Below are 21,027 nucleotides of genomic sequence, written 5' to 3' on the forward strand. Positions count from 1 at the left end.
GTTTACAGCTTGAACGTTGCCCATACCGGCGCATGGTCGGACGGCTTTTCCATGCTGCGGATGTCATAGTCGATACCGGTTTCGATGCAGCGTTCGGCCAGGGGGGCGCTCGCCAGCAGCAGATCAATACGCAGGCCCCGGTTGTCATCGAAGCCTTTAGAGCGGTAGTCAAACCACGAGAAACGGTCCTGCGTTTCCGGGTTAGCCGTGCGGAAAGTATCCACCAGCCCCCAACCCAGCAGGCGCTCCATCCACTCGCGCTCCTCCGGCAGGAAAGAGCATTTGCCGGTGCGCAGCCAGCGCTTACGGTTCTCTTCGCCAATACCGATATCCAGATCCGTCGGGCTGATATTCATGTCGCCCATGATAAGCACCGGGTTTTCTTTTTTGAGTTCGGTTGTCAGGTAGTTTTGCAGATCCTGATAAAACTTCGCTTTGGCCGGGAATTTGGTTTCATGATCGCGGCTTTCACCCTGCGGGAAATAGCCGTTGATGACGGTCACATTGCCGAGTGCGGAAGGAATTTCCGCCATGATGATGCGGCGCTGCGCCTCTTCACCGTCACCCGGGAAGCCACGGCGCACCGACACCGGCGTATCTTTGGTCAGCAGCGCAACGCCGTAGTGGCCTTTCTGACCGTGGTAAAAAACGTTATAGCCCAGCTTCGCTACCTCTTCGAGCGGGAACATATCGTCGTGAACTTTTGTCTCCTGCAAGCCGATCACATCTGGCTGATGTTGCTCAACAATCGCTTCAAGCTGGTGAGGGCGGGCACGCAGGCCGTTGATATTAAAAGAGACAAATTTCATAGTCGCTGCCAATGCAAGGTGAATAGTGCAAGGATGGTAGCAGAATTTACGTCGTCTGTTATCCGCTTCGCCCAATTACTGCGACAGATAATGCCAACGGTGCAATATTTGCACCATTTCGGCGCGTTTTGCCCTCGAACAGGGCGTAAACGACCGATAAATTTCGCGAGCGATCACAATTCCAGAATTATATTTGGCCTCTGCATACTCTTTCTTGTTTTCATGCGGCAAAGCGCCGCTTGTCGTAAAAATATTCACTATTTATGCATTATAAGTGAATATCTCCATATTGTAACTCATTGATATTCTGTTACCCAAACCCATTTATGCATTTTTATCGCTGGCTGGCACGAACGCTGCAATCTACATTCACAGTGCAAACACTCAATTATTTAACATTTAAACAACCTTTTATTTACCGGATGAGGTCGCTATGTCTCTGTCAGTTACGCGTGAAAATTTCGATGAATGGATGATGCCGGTATACGCTCCGGCGGCTTTTATTCCGGTACGTGGGGAAGGCTCTCGCCTGTGGGATCAGCAGGGCAAAGAGTATATCGACTTTGCAGGTGGGATTGCGGTGAATGCGCTGGGGCATGCAAACCCGGCGTTGCGGCAGGCGCTGAATGACCAGGCGGCGAAATTCTGGCATACCGGCAACGGTTATACCAACGAACCGGCATTGCGTCTGGCGAAGAAGCTGATCGACGCCACCTTCGCAGAAAAAGTCTTTTTCTGTAACTCCGGCGCGGAAGCGAACGAAGCGGCGCTGAAGCTGGCGCGCAAATATGCGCACGATAAATTCGGCGCGCATAAGAGCGGCATCGTAGCCTTTAAAAATGCTTTCCATGGCCGCACGCTGTTTACCGTCAGTGCGGGCGGTCAGCCCTCATATTCTCAGGATTTTGCGCCGCTGCCGCCGGATATCCGTCATGCGGCGTATAACGATTTACACTCTGCCAGCGAGCTGATTGACGACACCACCTGTGCGGTGATTGTCGAGCCCATGCAGGGGGAAGGCGGCGTCATGCCCGCCCAGAAAGCGTTCCTGCAAGGGCTGCGCGAGCTGTGCGATCGGCATAACGCGGTCCTGATTTTTGACGAAGTCCAGACCGGCGTGGGCCGCACGGGTGTGCTGTACGCCTACATGCACTATGGCGTGACCCCGGATGTGCTCTCAACAGCCAAAGCGCTCGGCGGCGGTTTCCCGGTGGGGGCGATGTTGACCACCGAAAAATTCGCCAGCGTGATGACCGTGGGCACTCATGGCACCACATACGGCGGCAACCCGCTGGCAACCGCTGTCGCCGGACAGGTGCTGGATATCATCAACACCCCTGAGGTGCTGAACGGCGTGAAGCAGCGTCACCAGTGGTTTGTTGAGCGACTCACGGCCATTAACAGCAAAACTGGCCTGTTCAAAGAGATCCGCGGTCTGGGGCTGTTAATAGGCTGTGAGCTTGCCCCTGAGTTTGCCGGCAAAGCGAAGCTGATTTCACAGGAAGCGGCAAAGCAGGGCGTAATGGTGCTGATTGCCGGTGCTAACGTGGTGCGCTTTGCCCCTGCGCTGATCGTCAGCGAGGAAGAGGTCAGAACTGGCTTAGATCGTTTTGCGCTGGCCTGCGAACAGGTGAAGTCCGGGGTGTCATCATGATGGTCATCCGTCCCGTTGCGCACGGCGATCTCGCCGGGCTTATGCAGCTTGCCGGTAAGACAGGGGGCGGGCTGACCTCGCTGCCTGCCGATGAAAAAACGCTGTCGGCGCGCATTGAGCGCGCCCTGCAAACCTGGCAGGGGACGTTGCCAAAAAGCGAACAGGGCTATGTGTTCGTGCTGGAAGATACCGACACGGGGACCGTGGCGGGGATTTGCGCTATCGAGGTGGCCGTCGGGCTTAATGATCCGTGGTACAACTACCGCGTCGGCACGATGGTCCACGCCTCGAAAGAGCTGAACGTTTACAACGCGCTGCCGACGCTCTTCCTCTGTAATGACCATACCGGCGCCAGCGAACTCTGCACACTGTTTCTCGATCCGGACTGGCGCAAAGAGGGCAACGGTTATCTGCTCTCCAAATCGCGCTTTATGTTTATGGCCGCCTTTCGCGACCGCTTCAACGAAAAAGTGGTCGCGGAGATGCGCGGCGTGATTGATGAGACGGGCTACTCGCCGTTCTGGGAGAGTCTGGGCGAACGCTTCTTCTCCATGGAATTTAGCCGGGCGGATTACCTGTGCGGCACCGGTCAGAAGGCGTTTATCGCCGAGTTGATGCCGAAGCATCCTATTTATACCCATTTCCTAACGCCAGAAGCGCAGGCGGTGATCGGCGAAGTTCACCCGCAAACCGCCCCGGCCCGCGCGGTGCTGGAGAAAGAGGGATTTCGCTACCGTAACTACGTCGACATCTTCGACGGCGGCCCGACGCTGGAATGCGACATTGACCGCGTTCGCGCCATCCGTAAAAGCCGCCTGGTTGAGGTTTCAGAAGGCCAGCCCGCGCCGGGCGAGTGGCCAGCCTGCCTGGTCTCGAACGAGAATTACACCAACTTCCGCGCCATGCTGGTGCGAACCAACCCATCATGCGAGCGTCTGGTACTGACGGCTGCGCAACTGGATGCCCTGAAATGTAACGCTGGCGACACGGTTCGCCTGGTGCGGCTCTGCCCTGAGGAGAAAACAGCATGACTCTATGGATTAACGGTGACTGGGTTACGGGCGAAGGTGACGCGCGGACAAAAACTAACCCGGTCGGCCAGGAGGTGCTCTGGTCTGGGAACGACGCAAGCGCCGGGCAGGTTGAGCAGGCCTGTCAGGCTGCACGCCGCGCGTTTCCGGCGTGGGCGAAACGGCCATTCTCCGAGCGCCAGGCGCTGGTTGAGAAATTTGCTGCGCTGCTGGAGGCCAATAAAGCCGAGCTGACCCGCATCATTGCCTGCGAAACCAGTAAGCCGCGCTGGGAGGCAACAACCGAAGTCACGGCGATGATCAACAAAATTGCGATATCGGTGAAGGCGTACCATACCCGCACCGGCGAGCAGCATACCGAGATGCCAGACGGCGCGGCCACGCTGCGCCACCGTCCGCACGGTGTACTGGCGGTGTTTGGCCCGTATAACTTCCCCGGGCATCTGCCGAACGGGCACATTGTGCCTGCGCTGCTGGCGGGGAATACCGTCATCTTCAAGCCGAGTGAGTTAACCCCCTTAACCGGAGAAGCAGTGGTAAAACTCTGGGAGCAGGCGGGGCTGCCGCCGGGGGTGCTGAATCTGGTGCAGGGCGGGCGTGAAACCGGTCAGGCGCTGAGTGCGCTGAGCGACATTGACGGTCTGCTGTTTACCGGCAGTGCCGGAACGGGCTATCAGCTGCATCGTCAGCTGGCGGGGCAACCGGAAAAAATTCTGGCGCTGGAGATGGGCGGCAACAACCCACTGATTGTGGAAGATCCGGAGGATATCAATGCCGCGGTCCACTTGACCATTCAGTCGGCGTTCATTACCGCCGGACAGCGCTGCACATGCGCCCGCCGCCTGCTGGTTAAGCGCGGCGCGCAGGGGGATGCGTTCCTGAAGCGTCTGGTGGAGGTGAGCGCGCGTCTGGTTCCCGCGAAATGGGATGCCGAGCCGCAGCCGTTTATCGGCGGGCTGATCTCCGTGCAGGCGGCGCTGAACGTACTGAAAGCGTGGCAGGAGCACGTGGCGCGCGGGGCGAAAACCCTGCTGGAGCCGAAGCTGGTTCAGCCGGGCACGTCGCTGCTGACGCCGGGGATTATTGAGATGAGTGCGACGAGCAACGTGCCGGATGAAGAGGTCTTTGGCCCGCTGCTGTGCGTCTGGCGCTATGACGATTTTGAGTCGGCGATCGAGATGGCCAACAATACCCGCTACGGCCTGTCGAGCGGCCTGATATCGTCGCATCGCGAGAAATTCGACCAGCTGCTGCTGGAAGCGCGCGCCGGGATCGTGAACTGGAACAAACCGCTGACCGGTGCGGCGAGCACTGCGCCGTTTGGTGGCGTAGGGGCGTCGGGCAACCATCGCGCCAGCGCCTGGTATGCCGCCGATTACTGCGCGTGGCCGATGGCAAGCCTGGAAACCCCGGCGCTGACGCTGCCGGAGACGTTGAATCCGGGGCTGGATTTTACAGAGGGTGACGCCCATGAAAGCGCGTGAGGTTAACTTTGACGGCCTCGTGGGGCTGACGCACCACTATGCCGGGCTGTCGTTCGGTAATGAAGCCTCGACGAAGCACCGTTTCCAGGTCTCGAACCCGAAGCTGGCGGCGAAGCAGGGGCTACTGAAAATGAAGGCGCTGTCCGATGCCGGTTTCCCGCAGGCGGTGATCCCGCCGCAGGAGCGCCCAAACGTGGCCGTGCTGCGCCAGCTGGGATTCAGCGGTACGGATGAACAGGTGGTGGAAAAAGCAGGCACGCAGACGCCACACCTGCTTTCGGCTGCCAGTTCAGCCTCCTCGATGTGGGTGGCGAATGCCGCCACCGTAGCGCCGTCGGCGGATACGCTGGACGGCAAAGTGCATCTGACCGTTGCTAACCTGAACAACAAATTCCACCGCGCCAGCGAAGCGGAGACCACCGGGCGCGTGCTGCGCGCCATTTTTAATCATGATGCGCATTTTGAGGTGCATTCGGCGCTGCCGCAGGTTGCGATGTTTGGCGATGAAGGGGCGGCAAACCACAACCGTCTGGGCGGCGACTATGGCGATCCGGGTTTACAGCTGTTTATCTATGGACGGGAAGAGGGCGGCCACGCCGCGCCGGTTCGTTATCCGGCGAGACAAACCTTAGCCGCAAGCCAGGCGGTTGCGCGGCTGAACCAGGTTAATCCTTCTCAGGTGATTTTTGCCCAGCAAAATCCGCAGGTGATCGACCAGGGCGTGTTTCATAACGACGTCATTGCCGTTTCCAACCGTCAGGTGCTGTTCTGCCACGAGCAGGCGTTTGCCCATCAGGAAAAGTTGCTGGCCACGCTGCGCGAACGCGTGCCGGGATTTATGCCGATTCAGGTGCCCACGCAGGCGGTAAGCGTGCAGGACGCGGTCGAAACGTATCTGTTCAACAGCCAGCTGCTGAGCCGGGATGACGGCAGCATGATGCTGGTGCTGCCGCAGGAGTCCCGAAACCATCAGGGCGTCTGGCGCTATCTCAGCGAACTGGTGCAGGCGGATAACCCGATTGATGAACTGCGCGTGTTTGATCTTCGGGAAAGTATGGCCAACGGCGGGGGACCGGCGTGCCTGCGACTACGCGTGGTGTTAACGCCGGAGGAATTGCAGGCCGTGAATCCGGCGGTGATGATGAACGACACGCTGTTCAATACCCTCAATGACTGGGTGGACCGCTATTATCGCGACCGTCTGGTTCAGGCCGATCTGGTTGATCCGCAGCTGCTGCGCGAAGGCCGCGAAGCGCTGGATGCATTATCAACCATCCTGCAACTGGGATCGGTTTATCCGTTCCAGCGCTAAGGAGACGATATGGAAAACTTACTGGCGCTGACGCTGGCCGAAGATACACCGGAGCGGCAAGAGGGGGCAGGCCCTTCGTTCCACTGGCGATGGCTGGGGCCGGGCGTGCTTGAACTGACGCCGACGGGGAAATATAACCTGTCGCTGCTGCTTTCTACCGGCATTCACGGAAACGAAACCGCGCCCGTGGAGATTGTCGAACTATTGCTGCGCGCGCTGTATCGCGCAGAGATCACGCTGCACTGCCGTCTGCTGGTGGTACTGGGAAATCCGCCTGCGCTGGCGCAAAATAAACGGTACCTCGTGAGCGACATCAACCGCATGTTTGGTGGTCGCTGGGCGCAGTTTCCACAGAGTGATGAGACGACTCGCGCGCAATGGCTGGAGAAGGTGGTCACGGCGTTTTTTGCCGGGGCGGGGGAAACGCGCTGGCACCTTGATCTGCATACGGCCATTCGCGCCTCGTACCATGTGCGTTTTGGCGTGTTACCGCAGCGTCATCAGCCGTGGGATGAGGCGTTTCTGACCTGGCTTGGCGATGCGGGGCTGGAGGCACTGGTCTTCCACCAGACGCCAGGCGGCACGTTTACCCACTTCACCTGCGAGAATGTTGGCGCGTTATCCTGTACCCTGGAGCTGGGAAAAGCGCTGCCGTTCGGGCAAAACGACCTGACGCGTTTTACCCCTACGCATCAGGCGCTCCGGGCGTTGCTCGCCGGGGTTGCGCCGGAACCCACCCGGGAACCCGTCGTGCGCTATCGGGTCGTGCAGCAGATCACGCGTCAAAGCGAGGCTTTCCAGCTTCATATGGCACCCCATACGCTGAACTTTACGCCGTTTCGCCAGGGCGTCCTGCTGGCGGAAGATGGTGAGACGCGCTATGCGGTACAGAAATCCACGGAATATGTTTTATTTCCTAATCCGTCGGTCGCGTTTGGTTTGCGAGCAGGTCTGATGCTGGAAAAAATGCCCTGAACGTCTCCCCTCGCGCAGACCGGAGGGGAAATGAAGAATAAATTTCTTAGCGTTAAAAGCGCTCTGGTATTGTTTGCGGAATATTCCTGGAGAATTGCTTTATTATTAAACGGCACTTCGCTATACTTCTCCATAATCTCTTTAAAATCATCCTGTTGAATATTTTTGTTTCATCTCTCCACGCTTTTTCCTTAATTTCTCCACAATTGGCGAAAAGTTGTTTTTTACACTTTCATTGTTTTACCGTTGCTCTGACTAATTGACGATAAACGCCGTAAAGTTAATCTCGTCAACACGGCATAGCGCCGAAGAATAACTGAAAGTAAGGAAAGACATTATGCGTAAATTAACTGCACTGTTTGTTGCCTCTACCCTGGCTCTGGGCGCTACCAGCATGGCGTTCGCCGCCGATACCGCGACCACTACCGCCGCGCCGACGGAAGGCAAAATGATGATGCATCATAAAGGCAAGCCGGGTATGCACCATGAGATGATGATGTTTAAAGATCTGAACCTCACCGATGCGCAGAAGCAGCAGATCCGCGACATTATGAAAAGCCAGCGTGACCAGATGAAACGTCCTCCGCTGGAAGAGCGCCGCGCAATGCATGACATCATTGCCAGCGACAGCTTCGATAAAGCAAAAGCGGAAGCGCAGATCGACAAAATGGCCGAGCAGCATAAAGCACGCATGCTGGCCCACATGGAAACCCAGAACAAGATTTACAACATTCTGACGCCGGAACAGAAAAAGCAATTTAATGCCAATTTTGAGAAGCGTCTGACAGAACGTGCAGCGCCAGAAGGTAAAATGCCTGCACCAACCGAATAATCGGTTCACTCTCTTAAGACCGCCGGGCTCCTGTCTACAAAAGCGAAAACGCTGTGGACAGGACCGGCGGTTTTTCTTTTATCCCATGCCTAAGGTCTGGCCTGACTGCTGCCGATAATACGTCTGTGAAAATGCCCTGGCGCACGGTGCGTCCTTCAGGAGTGGTCATGGAATTCTTTGATATCCGTAAAATGCCGGTCAGTCTCTGGCGTAATGGTGCGGGTGAGACGCGTGAGATTTGCTGTTTTCCTCCCGCGACGCGGGATTTTTTCTGGCGGGCCAGTATTGCCTCCATCGCCAGTAACGGCGAATTCTCCGCGTTCCCGGGCGTTGACCGGGTGATTACGCTGCTGGAAGGCGGCGAGGTGACCCTGGATGCAGGCAGGGCGTTTTGTCATACCCTGAAGCATCACCAGCCTTACCGATTTGCGGGCGATCTGGCGGTGAAAGCCGTGCTCACAGAGGGGCAGATGTCGATGGACTTCAACATCATGACCCGACGGGATTGCTGCCAGGCAAAGGTGCGCGTTGCTACCCGAACGTTCACTACCTTCGCGTCACGCGGTGGGGTGGTCTTTGTATTAAGTGGCGCCTGGCAACTGGGCGACAAATTACTGACCGCCGATCAGGGTGCCAGCTGGGAAGCGGGCAGTCATACCCTCCGTTTACTGGAAACGAAGGGGTCGCTGCTGTTCAGTGAAATTACCTGGCTGCCGGGTCACTGAGGACGATGATCTCATGTTTTCCGGTTAATAGTGGCTTACAGAGAATTTTGTAACCATCCTGATCGAACCCGGCAGGGGTGCGCAGCAGGGCGGTAGCGTCATCCAGACTTTCAACGGCGCCAAGCCAGAGCCAGTTGCGGATGATGTGATAGTGCGTCATCGCATCGCGGGTTTCTTTCAGCGCCACCGCGCCTTCCCACGGCCAGCAGTTAACGCTGATAGAGGCCAGGCCCGCCATAAACCGGGCATGATGTTCTTCAACGCTCTCTTTTCCACAACACGCCCCGGCGCAGCGTTTCAGCGCGGAGCGGAAACAGGCGCGACCGCGGGTGGTGGCTTCCAGTCCTAACAGGCCGTAACAAAGCTGTAATTCATCAGCCAGGGATTGCAGGGTTTGCAGTGCGGCACGTTTGTTGGCAAACAGACCGTAAAGATTGGGTTCATGCGAAAAATCCACTTCCCGGGCATAAACAACCTGCGGTTTTCCTGCGTTAACCTGCAAGGAACACAGCTGGCGGTTGCGGCGCAGGCGTTTGTTAAACAGCGGCTGCTGTTCCTTGATGAGCCGGGCTTCGAGCAGAAGCGCGCCCAGTTCGCCTGCCGTCTCGATCCAGGTGATCCGCCGGGACTGCCTGAGCATCGATGCTTCATCCGGCGTACGCAGGTGCGACATCACCCGGCTGCGGATATTCACGCTTTTGCCGATATAGAGCGGCATGGTATCGCTGTCGCCGTGGAAGAAATAGACGCCAGGCTGTTTAGGCAGAGCCTCAAGCCAGGGGCGAAGATGCTCGGGATATTCGTAGATAGCCGCCGCTTCAAACTCAAGACGCGGGGCGGATTGACGCCTGCTCACATACTGCTCCATATACTGTTCAGGCATACAGTGTAGCAGGTGTTCGGTGGTTAAAAAAGAGCCGGGTGGCGGTTACGCCTTACCCGGCCTGTAAAACTGAGTTACCGTTTTGCTTTTACTTTTTCCAGAAATCATCAAACACCGTAATCGGCGGACGGCGCTTGTGCTCGGTTTTCAGATACCAGCCTTCGATAATGTTAGCGGTACCTTCGTCGAGCGTTTTGCCTTCCAGATAATCATCAATGTTGTCATATGTGACGCCCAGCGCGGCTTCATCCGGCAGGGAAGGGCGATCGTCCTCCAGGTCCGCCGTTGGCGCCTTCTTATACAGGTGCTCCGGGCAGCCCAGCGCCGCCAGCAGTTGCTTGCCCTGACGCTTGTTCAGGCGGAAGAGGGGGTTGATATCCGTGCCGCCATCGCCGTATTTGGTGAAGAAGCCGGTGATGGCTTCCGCGGCGTGGTCGGTGCCGACGACAACCCCTTTGGTCATCCCTGCGATACTGTACTGCGCTTTCATGCGCTCACGGGCTTTCTCGTTGCCGCGAACAAAATCGCTCAGTTCAATACCGGCTTCACGCAAGGCCTGCTCGCTTGCCAGTACCGAACCTTTGATGTTTACGGTAAGAACACGGTCCGGCTGAATAAACGCGATCGCATCCTGACAGTCCTGCTCGTCAGCCTGCACGCCATACGGCAGACGTACGGCAATAAATTGCAGCGCGGTGTCACCGGTCTCGTCACGCAGCTCGGAGATGGCCATCTGGCTCAGCTTACCGGCCAGAGTGGAATCCTGACCGCCGCTGATACCCAGCACCAGCGTCTTCAGGAAAGGGTGTGCAGACAGGTAAGCTTTCAAAAAATCAACGCTACGACGGATCTCTTCATTGGCATCAATCGCAGGTTTCGCGCCCAGCGCCTGAATAATTTCTTGTTGCAGAGCCATTACGCCCTCCCTATGCAGAACCAAACAGAAAGTGTGATCTGTTAAAACTAACCCTTTGTCGGGGAAACGACAAGGATCACAGTTTTGAGTGTACTGTTTTACAGCGATTTAGCAGCTTACCGTTGTTTTATTAGAATTTTCCGAAATTCATCTGGCGTAACTCGCAAAGTTGAACAATAGTAATTTTTATCCCATGCTTAGTTAACACGCTGATAAACAAGAGGACGGAATATGAACAAGAACGTAGCAGGAATTTTAAGCGCAGCGGCGGTACTGACTATGCTGGCAGGGTGTACAGCTTACGATCGCACCAAAGATCAGTTCACACAGCCAGTGGTAAAAGACGTTAAAAAAGGCATGACGCGTTCCCAGGTTGCAGCCATTGCCGGTAAACCTTCTTCAGAAGTTACTATGATCCACGCGCGTGGTACCTGCCAGACCTATATTCTGGGTCAACGTGATGGTAAGGCAGAGACCTACTTTGTCGCCCTGGATGATACGGGTCACGTGATCAATTCTGGTTACCAGACCTGTGCCGAATACGACACCGACCCACAGGCACCTAAGGCACAGTAAGCCTGTTTGCCTGAGAGCGTTAACAAACCGGCCTGAAGGCCGGTTTTTTTATGCATACGTGAATCTTATTTCTTGGCGCGAATTATTTGCCTGAAATGTGAAGGTAGTCAACAAGCCAGGTCAATGAGAGACAATTTCAGTCTATCCAGAATTATCCCCTCCCTGTACCATTGCGTATACTCACTTCAACGATAAACAATGTTCAGCACACTGCCCGTCAGCCAGGATAGCGAGTCGAGTGATAGCGAGACGGCGGGTAGCCAAACAAGAGGGAAGTTATCATGGAAAAGAAACATATCTATCTGTTTTGCTCTGCGGGCATGTCCACTTCGCTGCTGGTTTCTAAAATGCGCGCGCAGGCCGAAAAATATGAAGTCCCTGTGGTGATTGAGGCGTTTCCGGAAACGCTGGCGGGCGAGAAGGGCCAGACAGCAGACGTTATTTTACTCGGGCCGCAAATCGCTTATATGCTGCCAGAAATTCAACGTCTGCTACCCAATAAGCCGGTCGAAGTGATCGATTCCGTTTTATACGGCAAGATTGATGGTTTAGGTGTATTAAAAGCTGCCGTTGCGGCGATTAAAAAAGCTTCTAATTAATTTTTTATTTTTCCCGTCAAAGAGTTATTTCACACACAATCTGCCGTAACGATCGTTGCGGCCTTTAAGGGTATTTTCCTATGAGTAAAGTCATCGCTTCACTTGAAAAGGTACTCCTTCCTTTTGCTGTTAAAATAGGAAAGCAGCCTCATGTTAATGCCATTAAGAACGGCTTTATTAAATTAATGCCGTTGACATTAGCCGGGGCAATGTTCGTTTTAATTAACAACGTTTTTCTGAGCTTTGGAGAAGGTTCCTTTTTTTATTCATTAGGAATTAGGCTAGATGCTTCAACTATTGAAACCCTTAATGGTTTAAAAGCCATTGGCGGCAACGTATACAACGGTACGTTGGGTATTATGTCGCTAATGGCGCCTTTCTTTATTGGAATGGCGCTGGCGGAAGAGCGTAAAGTGGATCCGCTGGCGGCAGGCTTACTGTCCATTGCCGCGTTCATGACCGTCACACCGTACAGCGTGGGCGACGCTTATGCCGTTGGCGCCAACTGGCTGGGTGGGGCAAACATCATTTCCGGTATTATTATCGGGCTGGTGGTGGCCGAAATGTTCACCTTCATTATTCGCCGTAACTGGGTTATCCGCTTGCCGGATAGCGTTCCGGCCTCTGTTTCTCGTTCATTTTCCGCGTTGATTCCGGGCTTCATTATTCTCTCCATCATGGGGATTATTGCCTGGGCGCTCTCTCACTGGGGAACTAACTTCCACCAGATCATTATGGACTCTATCTCAACGCCGCTGGCGTCGATGGGTAGCGTGGTCGGTTGGGCGTATGTCATCTTTACCTCCCTGCTGTGGTTCTTCGGCGTGCATGGTTCACTGGCACTGGCGGCGCTGGACAGCGGTATTATGACCCCATGGGCACTGGAAAACGTCGCGCTTTACCAGCAGTACGGCTCCGTCGATGCGGCGCTGGCGGCCGGTAAAACCTTCCATGTGTGGGCGAAGCCGATGCTTGACTCCTATATCTTCCTGGGCGGTACCGGGGCGACGTTGGGTCTGATCATCGCGGTCTTTATTGTCTCTCGCCGCGCTGACCATCGTCAGGTTGCGAAGCTGGCCCTGCCGTCAGGCATCTTCCAGATTAACGAGCCGATCCTGTTTGGTCTGCCAATTATCATGAACCCGGTGATGTTCATTCCCTTCATCCTGGTTCAGCCGCTGCTGGCCGCGATTACGCTGACGGCGTACTACCTGGGCATTATCCCGCCGGTGACCAACATTGCGCCGTGGACGATGCCGGCTGGTCTGGGCGCGTTCTTCAACACCAACGGTAGCGTGGCCGCCTTCCTGCTGGCGATATTCAACCTCGGGATTGCAACCCTGCTCTACATGCCGTTCGTGGCGATTGCGAACAAGGCCGCAACGGTTATCGATGAAGAAGAGAGCGAAGAGGATATCGCCCTCGCACTGAAATTCTAAAATTGCACGGCGCGGGGCAACCCGCGCCAGCGGAAAGGAGCTTAAAAAATGTTAGATTTAGAGAGTATCGTTGCCGAAGAAACCGCAGAGAACGATCTGGAAGAGGTGGTGATGGGCCTCATCATCAACTCCGGGCAGGCACGCAGCCTGGCGTATGCGGCGCTTAAGCAGGCTAAGCAGGGCGACTTCGTTGCCGCGAAAACCATGATGGAGCAGTCCCGTACGGCGTTAAACGAAGCGCATCTGGTGCAGACGAAGCTTATCGAAAGCGACCAGGGCGAAGGGAAGATGAAAGTGAGTCTGGTGCTGGTACATGCGCAGGATCATCTGATGACCTCCATGCTGGCGCGCGAGCTGGTAGCGGAGCTCATCGAGCTTCACGAGAAGATGCAATAAGTCAGGATGAAGTAGCAGGAGGTCAGCACGATGGAAATCAAAACCGCACATGAGCAGCAGCTGTTTAATGGCAAAAATTTTCACGTGGTGATTTACAACAAAACGGAGAGCGCCAGCGGTCTGCACCAGCATGACTACTACGAGTTCACGATTGTTCTGACCGGCCGCTACTATCAGGAGATCAACGGTAAGCGCGTCCTGCTTGAGCGTGGCGATTTCGTCTTCCTGCCAATGGGATCTTATCACCAGAGCTTTTATGAGTTTGGTGCGACACGCATTCTGAACGTAGGGGTGAGCAGGCGTTTCTTCGAGAAGCACTATCTGCCGCTGGTGCCGTTCTGCTTTGTGGCGTCACATGTGTATCGCGTTAAAAATGAGTTTATGACCTGGATTGAAACGGTTATCGCCTCGCTGAATTTCCGCGACAATGAATTTGATGAATTTATTGAAACCGTGACGTTCTACGTCATGAATCGCCTCCGCCATCACCGTGAAGAACAGCAGGTGGTGGATGATATTCCTCAGTGGCTGCGTAGTACCGTGGAGCTGATGCACGACAAAGGACAGTTCAGCGATAACGCCCTGGAGAATATGGTGGCGCTGTCGGGTAAATCGCAGGAATATTTGACGCGCGCCACGCAGCGTTATTACCGTAAAACGCCTGTGCAAATTATTAATGAAATCCGCATTAACTTTGCCAAAAAACAGCTGGAAATTACTAATTACTCTGTCACCGATATCGCTTACGAATCGGGTTACAGCAGTCCCAGTCTGTTTATTAAAACCTTTAAAAAATTGACTTCATTCACACCGAACAGTTACCGCAAAAATTTAACGGTAATTAATTAACTTTCGGCGGTTTATCCGCCAGGAACAGTGACGTAATGGCTTGCCCAAATAGCGGGAAGAGCACGCTATACCTTGCAGGCGATTAACCTGATACGCTAAGGGAGATATTATGCAACAGAAATTAAAAGTCGTAACCATTGGTGGCGGCAGCAGCTATACCCCGGAATTACTTGAAGGTTTCCTGAAACGGTATCATGAATTACCGGTCAGCGAATTATGGCTGGTGGATGTTGAAGAAGGTCAGGAGAAGCTGAATATTATTTTTGAACTGTGCAAACGCATGGTTGAAAAAGCGGGCGTGCCCTTAACCGTGCATAAAACGCTGGATCGTCGCCTGGCACTGAAAGATGCTGACTTCGTGACCACGCAGCTGCGCGTCGGCCAGCTGAAGGCGCGTGAGCTGGACGAGCGCATTCCGCTGAGCCACGGTTATCTGGGCCAGGAAACCAACGGGGCAGGTGGCCTGTTTAAAGGCCTGCGTACTATTCCGGTCATTTTTGACATCATTAAAGACGTGGAGGAGATCTGCCCGAACGCCTGGGTGATTAACTTTACCAACCCGGCCGGGATGGTCACCGAGGCAGTCTATCGCCATACCGGTTTCAAACGCTTTATCGGCGTCTGCAATATTCCGATTGGCATGAAGATGTTCATCCGCGATGTACTGGAACTGACCGAGCACGATGATCTGTCCATTGACCTGTTCGGCCTGAATCACATGGTCTTTATCAAAGATGTGATTGTGAACGGGCAATCGCGCTTTGCGGAACTGCTCGACGGCGTCGCCTCTGGTCGCCTGACTGCGGCCTCGGTGAAAAACATCTTCGATCTGCCGTTCAGCGAAGGGCTGATCCGCTCCCTGAATCTGCTGCCGTGCTCGTATCTGCTTTACTACTTCAAGCAGAAAGAGATGCTGGCCATTGAAATGGGCGAATACTACAAAGGTGGCGCACGCGCTCAGGTTGTGCAGAAAGTAGAGAAGCAGCTGTTTGATTTGTATAAAGATCCGAACCTGAACGTCAAACCGAAAGAGCTGGAGCAGCGCGGCGGGGCATACTATTCGGATGCGGCGTGTGAAGTGATTAACGCCATTTACAATGACAAGCAGGCCGAGCACTATGTGAACGTTCCCCATCACGGGCACATCGACAATATCCCGGCAGACTGGGCCGTTGAGATGACCTGCATCCTTGGACGCGAGGGTGCAAAACCGCATCCCCGCATTACCCACTTCGACGATAAGGTGATGGGGCTGATTCACACCATCAAAGGCTTTGAAGTGGCGGCGAGCAATGCTGCCCTGAGCGGCGAACTGAATGACGTGCTGCTGGCGCTGAATCTCAGCCCGCTGGTGCATTCTGACCGTGACGCTGAAAAACTCGCGAGTGAGATGATCCTGGCGCATGAAAAATGGCTGCCAAACTTTGCTGCAACGGTTGAGAAACTGAAACTCACACACCGTTAAGAGGAGGCGCGATGGAAAACCTGCTGATCGTCAATGCCGATGATTTTGGCCTGTCAAAAGGGCAGAACTACGGCATTATTGAAGCCTGTCGCCGGGGCGTCGTGACCTCTACAACAGCGCTCATCAACGGTGAGGCGGTGGAACATGCGGCGCAGTTAAGCCGTGAGCTGCCCGAGCTGGGCGTGGGCATGCATTTTGTGCTGACGCTTGGGTTGCCCCTTTCACCGATGCCGGGTCTGACGCGCGAGGGAAAACTGGGGAAATGGATTTGGGAAATGGCGGAGCAGGACGCTCTGCCGCTCGATGAGATTGCCCGCGAGCTGGAGTGCCAGTTTAACCGCTTTGTGGATGTGTTTGGCCGCGAACCTACCCATATTGACAGCCATCATCATGTGCATATGATCCCGGCGATTTTCCCGCTTGTGGCAGAGTTTGCGCAACGTAAAGGCGTGGCGATGCGCGTGGATCGTGAGGTGCGCGGGTTGCCGGACGTCGCGGTGACGTCAACGGAGGGGTTCAGCAGCGCATTTTATGGCGACGAGATCGACGAAGCGCTGTTCCTGAAGGTGCTGGATGACTCCGCCGCAAAAGGGGAGCGCTCGCTTGAGGTAATGGCGCACCCGGCGTTTGTCGATGAGATAGTACGTAAGAGCGCCTACTGCTGGCCGCGTCTGGCAGAACTGGATGTGCTGACATCGGCGTCGTTAAAGTATGCGATTGCCGAGCGTGGGTATCGTCTGGGGACGTTCAGGGATCTTTGAGGCAAAGCCCGGTGGCGAGGTAAAAGCAAAACGGTAACCTTTTGGTTACCGTTTTTATTGTTTTCTCCCTCTCCCAGGGGAGAGGGCCGGGGTGAGGGCTTCAGGTTTTTTACGCCGGTATCTGGTCAATCTTACTGCTGCGCGACCACACGCGGTGCGCGGCGAGCAGGTCAAACAACCGGGTCATAAACGCATCATCGACGTTATCACCTTCGACAATGCCTTCTTCCCCTTGATCCCGTACCTTCAGCAGAGTTTTAAACTTCCGCGCATCGCCTGCCAGAGCGATTGGCTTCAGGTGCTTATAGGCTTCCAGCAGATAATAGGCGGCATCACCGTTACCGAGCAGGCTCTCAACGTCGCCGCACGGCATAATCACCGCATCAACCGTCAGCGACGGTGCTCCGGCGAAGGTCGCGGCAATCGGCAGGACGGAGCCATCATCGGCCGTCACTTCACCCATGCGAGAGTAAAGCAGTTTGGCATGTACGCCCTGGGTTTTGAGCGCCCGCATGATCCCCAGTACGTCGCTGGCGCGCGGTTTATCGTTCAGCAGAATAGCCACTACGCGGCCTTTAATTGACCCGCCAGGTACCGCGTACAGGCTCAGGGACGGATCCTTCTTCAGCCCGTTCACGTCTTTTGGCGGTGCGGCATGGCATTGCTCATCGGTGAGCGTGATGCCGAGATTATTCGCCACGCCCTGAGCAAGCTGGATATCAATATGCGCCAGATGGTCGACCACGCGCTCGCGAATGTAGGTACGCACCACTTTGCTCAGCTCAAAGCTGAAACCGCCGATAATGTGCTGCTGTTCAATCGGGGTCTGGCTGTTCCAGAACAGGCGAGGCTGAGCGTAATATTCGCCGAATGACGGGCTGCGCTCGCGAATTTTTGTTCCATCCACGCGCTCCTGATACGACTCGAATCCGCCACGTTTTGGCCCCGGCGGGGTTTCACGCGGCCAGTTATCGTTAATGGAGTTTGGCTCGTAGTTCGCCGGGTTGGTATCGATATCCTGGCGATGCATCCCGTCACGCTGGAAATTATGGTACGGGCAGGTCGGACGGTTGATAGGAATTTCGTGGAAGTTCGGTCCGCCGAGACGGCTGATCTGCGTATCGGTATAAGAGAACAGACGGCCCTGGAGCAGCGGATCGTTGGTGAAATCCAGCCCCGGCACAATATGGCCCGGGTGGAACGCAGCCTGCTCATTCTCCGCGAAGAAGTTATCCGGGTTGCGATTAAGCACCATTTTGCCCACCAGCTGAACCGGCACCAGCTCTTCGGGAATAAGCTTGGTCGGGTCGAGCAGGTCGAAGTCGAATTTGAACTCGTCCTCTTCCGGGATCAGCTGTAACCCCAGCTCGTATTCCGGGAAATCACCGGCTTCAATGGATTCCCACAGTTCGCGACGGTGGAAGTCCGGATCGCGCCCGGTCAGCTTCTGTGCTTCATCCCACACCAGGGACGCTTTCCCCGCGACCGGTTTCCAGTGGAAACGCACAAACGTCGCTTTACCTTCAGCGTTAATCAGACGGAAGGTATGAATACCAAAGCCTTCCATGGTGCGATAGCTGCGTGGGATCCCCCGGTCAGACATCGCCCACATCACGTTGTGAAGGGTTTCCGGTTGCAGGGAGACGTAGTCCCAGAAGGTGTCATGCGCACTTTGTCCCTGCGGTATGGCCCAGTGTGGCTCTGGTTTTACCGCATGGACAAAGTCAGGGAATTTATGCGCATCCTGAATGAAGAAAACCGGGGTGTTATTCCCGACGAGGTCGAAAATGCCCTCTTCGGTATAGAATTTGGTGGCGAAGCCGCGGATATCACGCACCGTGTCGGCCGAACCCGCGCCGCCCTGTACGGTAGAGAAGCGCACAAATACCGGTGTAATTTTGTTCGGATCGGAAAGGAAATCCGCCTTCGTGATCTCCTTCAGGCTCTTGTACGGCTGGAAATAGCCGTGCGCCGCAGAGCCGCGAGCGTGAACGATACGTTCAGGAATACGCTCATGGTCGAAATGGGTGATTTTTTCCCGCAGGATGAAATCTTCCAGCAGCGTCGGGCCGCGCGTTCCGGCGCGCAAGGAGTTCTGATCATCGGCGATGCGCACGCCCTGATTGGTGGTCAGCGCATAGCCTTTACCCCCTTTGCGGTGCGGGTCGAGAGATTTTAACTTTTCGTTGTCCGCATCGGGTGACTTCATGCTTCCCGGTGCAGTAGGTTGCTCGCCCGGCGCGGAGAGGCCCGGCGACGGTTTATGAGAGCCATCCGCAGGGGCGAGTGAGTCCATTCCCGGTTGAGATTCTTCGGTGCCATGAATAGGGGATTGATGGGGTTTATCATTGTTCGACATTGCACGATTCTCCTTTGTTCGTTCCTGAAAACCCTATTAAGGATAGAACAATGTGATGAATTAGCAGGCGAACTAAGCGTTTTCAGAGGAAGTGATTAGCGAAAGGAGCCATCTGCCACATGTCAGGCGCGACGGGTGGGGGGAGAATCGGCTATGATAGAAATTTCCTGCTTTAATAATTTGCATTAGTGAACCCGTCGCTTATGAAACCTCTTCGTCAACAAAACCGCCAGGTTATTAGCTATGTGCCCCGCGTTGAACCCGCGCCGCCTGACCATGCCCTGAAAGTGGATGGTTTTCGCGATGTCTGGATGTTACGGGGTAAATACGTTGCCTTCGTGCTGATTGGCGAGCACTTCCGTCGCTCCCCTGCGTTTACGGTGCCAGAATCGGCGCAGCGATGGGCTATGCAGACCCGCCAGGATGAAGAGGTTGAAGAATAACAGCCATAAAAAAACCGCCCTCAGGCGGTTTTTTTATTTCGGCCGTGATTAACGATGGGCCAGTTCCGCATCTTCTTCACTGTCGAGAATTGTTTTGTCGGTCTGCTTCAGCCACTGGCTGGTCAGGGTACCGGCGGTCATTGAGCCACTCACGTTCAGGGCGGTACGACCCATGTCGATCAGCGGTTCAACAGAGATCAGCAGGGCAACCAGCGTCACCGGCAGTCCAAGCGCAGGCAGAACGATCAGCGCAGCGAAGGTCGCGCCGCCGCCCACGCCCGCAACACCGGCGGAGCTAATGGTCACGATACCGACCAGCGTCGCAATCCAGACCGGATCCAGCGGATTAATCCCCACTGTTGGGGCAACCATTACGGCCAGCATCGCCGGGTAGAGACCCGCACAGCCGTTCTGCCCGATGGTGGCGCCAAAGGAGGCCGAGAAGCTGGCGATAGACTCCGGTACGCCCAGACGACGGGTCTGTGCTTCGACGTTCAGCGGGATAGATGCCGCGCTGGAACGGCTGGTAAAAGCGAAGGTCAGCACCGGCCAGACTTTACGGAAGTATTTCAGCGGGCCAACGCCGTTCACCGCCAGCAGAATGCCGTGCACAACAAACATGATGCCCAGACCGAGGTACGAGGCAATCACAAAGCTGCCAAGCTTAATGATGTCTTGCAGGTTAGAACCTGCAACGACTTTGGTCATCAGCGCCAGGACACCGTACGGCGTCAGCTGCATGACCAGACGCACCAGCTTCATCACCCAGCTTTGCAGGGTATCGATGGCCGTCAGAACGCGCTCGCCTTTCGGCGCATCGTCCTTCAGCAGCTTCAGCGCAGCCACGCCCAGGAATGCCGCGAAGATCACCACGCTGATAATGGAGGTTGGGCTTGCGCCGGTCAGGTCAGCAAACGGGTTCTTCGGAATGAAGGAGAGCACCATCTGCGGAACGGTCAGATCGGCCACTTTACCCACGTAGTTGGTCTCAATCGCCGTCAGACGCGCGGTTTCAGCGCTACCCTGCACCAGACCTTCAGCAGTCAGGCCAAACAGATTGGTTACCAGCACACCCACCAGCGCTGCAATCAGCGTGGTGAAGAGCAGGGTACCAATGGTCAGGAAGCTGATTTTACCCAGTTGAGAGGCATTGTGCAGGCGGGCTACGGCGCTCAGAATAGAGGCGAATACCAGCGGCATAACGATCATTTGCAGCAGCTGTACATAGCCGTTACCGACAATGTTGAACCACTGAATGGAGTCTTTCAGTACCGGGCTGTCGGAGCCGTAAATAGCGTGTAAGGCCAGGCCAAACACCACGCCCATGACCAGACCGACCAGTACCTTTTTCGCCAGGCTCCACTGTTTGTGGCGAGCCTGGGCGAGAAGCAATAGCAATACGACGAACACAACAATGTTCGCGATGAGTGGAAAATTCATCCCCGTTCTCCTGATTTATTATACGGTCGGTTTTTACCGAACCTGTTGGCGCAAGGTTATCAGAAGTGTGATGTCACGC

Annotated in this window: 20 protein-coding genes; 15 read left to right on the forward strand and 5 right to left on the reverse strand. The window is 55.3% G+C overall.

Features of this window, described 5'->3' with window-relative positions; all coding sequences use genetic code 11:
• Positions 1-2 precede the first annotated feature (2 nt).
• Positions 3-809 (reverse strand): exodeoxyribonuclease III, encoded by an 807-nt coding sequence (gene xthA / locus ACOTZD_RS12895; protein ID WP_022650885.1) that lies wholly within the window; start codon positions 807-809, stop codon positions 3-5.
• A 433-nt stretch (positions 810-1,242) separates the two neighbouring features.
• On the opposite strand from xthA, the gene astC reads away from it, so the two are divergent.
• The 7 genes from astC (at position 1,243) to ves (ending at position 8,822) form a co-directional block, all read left to right on the forward strand.
• Positions 1,243-2,463, forward strand: coding sequence for a succinylornithine/acetylornithine transaminase (astC, locus tag ACOTZD_RS12900; protein ID WP_137048208.1), 1,221 nt, complete (start codon positions 1,243-1,245; stop codon positions 2,461-2,463).
• On the forward strand, positions 2,460-3,494 hold the full coding sequence (astA, locus tag ACOTZD_RS12905; protein ID WP_022650887.1) for an arginine N-succinyltransferase: 1,035 nt from the start codon (positions 2,460-2,462) through the stop codon (positions 3,492-3,494). The genes astC and astA overlap by 4 nt, the downstream gene beginning before the upstream one ends.
• Positions 3,491-4,978 (forward strand): succinylglutamate-semialdehyde dehydrogenase, encoded by a 1,488-nt coding sequence (gene astD / locus ACOTZD_RS12910; RefSeq protein WP_174402045.1) that lies wholly within the window; start codon positions 3,491-3,493, stop codon positions 4,976-4,978. The genes astA and astD overlap by 4 nt, the downstream gene beginning before the upstream one ends.
• Complete coding sequence (gene astB / locus ACOTZD_RS12915; protein WP_058656886.1) at positions 4,965-6,290, forward strand: N-succinylarginine dihydrolase; 1,326 nt, start codon at positions 4,965-4,967, stop codon at positions 6,288-6,290. Before astD ends, astB begins: the two co-directional genes overlap by 14 nt.
• Positions 6,291-6,299: 9 nt before the next feature.
• Positions 6,300-7,265, forward strand: a complete 966-nt coding sequence (astE, locus tag ACOTZD_RS12920) for a succinylglutamate desuccinylase (protein ID WP_047653632.1) — start codon at positions 6,300-6,302, stop codon at positions 7,263-7,265.
• Between the two features lie 337 nt (positions 7,266-7,602).
• Entirely contained in the window at positions 7,603-8,097 is a 495-nt protein-coding gene (gene spy, locus ACOTZD_RS12925; protein ID WP_015570753.1) for an ATP-independent periplasmic protein-refolding chaperone Spy, read from the forward strand.
• 167 nt (positions 8,098-8,264) lie between these two features.
• Complete coding sequence (ves, locus tag ACOTZD_RS12930; RefSeq protein ID WP_022650891.1) at positions 8,265-8,822, forward strand: environmental stress-induced protein Ves; 558 nt, start codon at positions 8,265-8,267, stop codon at positions 8,820-8,822.
• Here ves and cho read toward each other — a convergent pair.
• Positions 8,800-9,678, reverse strand: a complete 879-nt coding sequence (gene cho / locus ACOTZD_RS12935) for an excinuclease Cho (protein WP_057979962.1) — start codon at positions 9,676-9,678, stop codon at positions 8,800-8,802. The two genes, ves and cho, sit on opposite strands and share 23 nt — an antisense overlap.
• Before the next feature lie 115 nt (positions 9,679-9,793).
• Positions 9,794-10,621 (reverse strand): ammonia-dependent NAD(+) synthetase, encoded by an 828-nt coding sequence (nadE, locus tag ACOTZD_RS12940; RefSeq protein ID WP_022650893.1) that lies wholly within the window; start codon positions 10,619-10,621, stop codon positions 9,794-9,796.
• A 231-nt stretch (positions 10,622-10,852) separates the two neighbouring features.
• Between nadE and osmE the strand changes: the two genes are divergently transcribed.
• The 7 genes from osmE to chbG all read left to right on the forward strand — a co-directional run bounded on the left by osmE (position 10,853) and on the right by chbG (position 16,706).
• Positions 10,853-11,197, forward strand: coding sequence for an osmotically-inducible lipoprotein OsmE (gene osmE / locus ACOTZD_RS12945; protein WP_003857836.1), 345 nt, complete (start codon positions 10,853-10,855; stop codon positions 11,195-11,197).
• 281 nt (positions 11,198-11,478) lie between these two features.
• Positions 11,479-11,796, forward strand: coding sequence for a PTS N,N'-diacetylchitobiose transporter subunit IIB (chbB, locus tag ACOTZD_RS12950; RefSeq protein ID WP_421636304.1), 318 nt, complete (start codon positions 11,479-11,481; stop codon positions 11,794-11,796).
• An 80-nt stretch (positions 11,797-11,876) separates the two neighbouring features.
• Positions 11,877-13,235 carry a PTS N,N'-diacetylchitobiose transporter subunit IIC gene (chbC, locus tag ACOTZD_RS12955; protein ID WP_017384664.1) on the forward strand — a complete coding sequence of 453 codons (1,359 nt, stop codon included), beginning with the start codon at positions 11,877-11,879 and terminating at the stop codon, positions 13,233-13,235.
• Between the two features lie 48 nt (positions 13,236-13,283).
• A complete protein-coding gene (chbA, locus tag ACOTZD_RS12960) occupies positions 13,284-13,631 on the forward strand; it encodes a PTS N,N'-diacetylchitobiose transporter subunit IIA (protein WP_003857835.1) in 348 nt (115 codons plus the stop codon).
• Positions 13,632-13,661: 30 nt separating this feature from the next.
• Positions 13,662-14,480 carry a transcriptional regulator ChbR gene (gene chbR, locus ACOTZD_RS12965; protein ID WP_174402044.1) on the forward strand — a complete coding sequence of 273 codons (819 nt, stop codon included), beginning with the start codon at positions 13,662-13,664 and terminating at the stop codon, positions 14,478-14,480.
• A 109-nt stretch (positions 14,481-14,589) separates the two neighbouring features.
• Positions 14,590-15,945 (forward strand): 6-phospho-beta-glucosidase, encoded by a 1,356-nt coding sequence (locus ACOTZD_RS12970; protein ID WP_022650894.1) that lies wholly within the window; start codon positions 14,590-14,592, stop codon positions 15,943-15,945.
• Positions 15,946-15,956: 11 nt separating this feature from the next.
• Positions 15,957-16,706: a chitin disaccharide deacetylase gene (gene chbG, locus ACOTZD_RS12975; protein ID WP_022650895.1), complete on the forward strand. Its 750-nt coding sequence runs from the start codon at positions 15,957-15,959 to the stop codon at positions 16,704-16,706.
• Between the two features lie 109 nt (positions 16,707-16,815).
• On the opposite strand, the gene katE is transcribed toward chbG, so the two are convergent.
• Positions 16,816-19,065 carry a catalase HPII gene (gene katE, locus ACOTZD_RS12980; RefSeq protein ID WP_174402043.1) on the reverse strand — a complete coding sequence of 750 codons (2,250 nt, stop codon included), beginning with the start codon at positions 19,063-19,065 and terminating at the stop codon, positions 16,816-16,818.
• A 188-nt stretch (positions 19,066-19,253) separates the two neighbouring features.
• Here katE and cedA point away from each other — a divergent pair, with 188 nt between their 5' ends.
• Entirely contained in the window at positions 19,254-19,508 is a 255-nt protein-coding gene (gene cedA / locus ACOTZD_RS12985) for a cell division activator CedA (RefSeq protein WP_071785203.1), read from the forward strand.
• A gap of 48 nt (positions 19,509-19,556) precedes the next feature.
• Here cedA and tcyP read toward each other — a convergent pair whose 3' ends face one another.
• Complete coding sequence (gene tcyP, locus ACOTZD_RS12990) at positions 19,557-20,948, reverse strand: cystine/sulfocysteine:cation symporter (RefSeq protein WP_023324494.1); 1,392 nt, start codon at positions 20,946-20,948, stop codon at positions 19,557-19,559.
• Positions 20,949-21,027 lie beyond the last annotated feature (79 nt).

The organism is Enterobacter cloacae complex sp. SHL022 (assembly GCF_049237785.1).
Classification (GTDB): domain Bacteria; phylum Pseudomonadota; class Gammaproteobacteria; order Enterobacterales; family Enterobacteriaceae; genus Enterobacter; species Enterobacter hormaechei_C.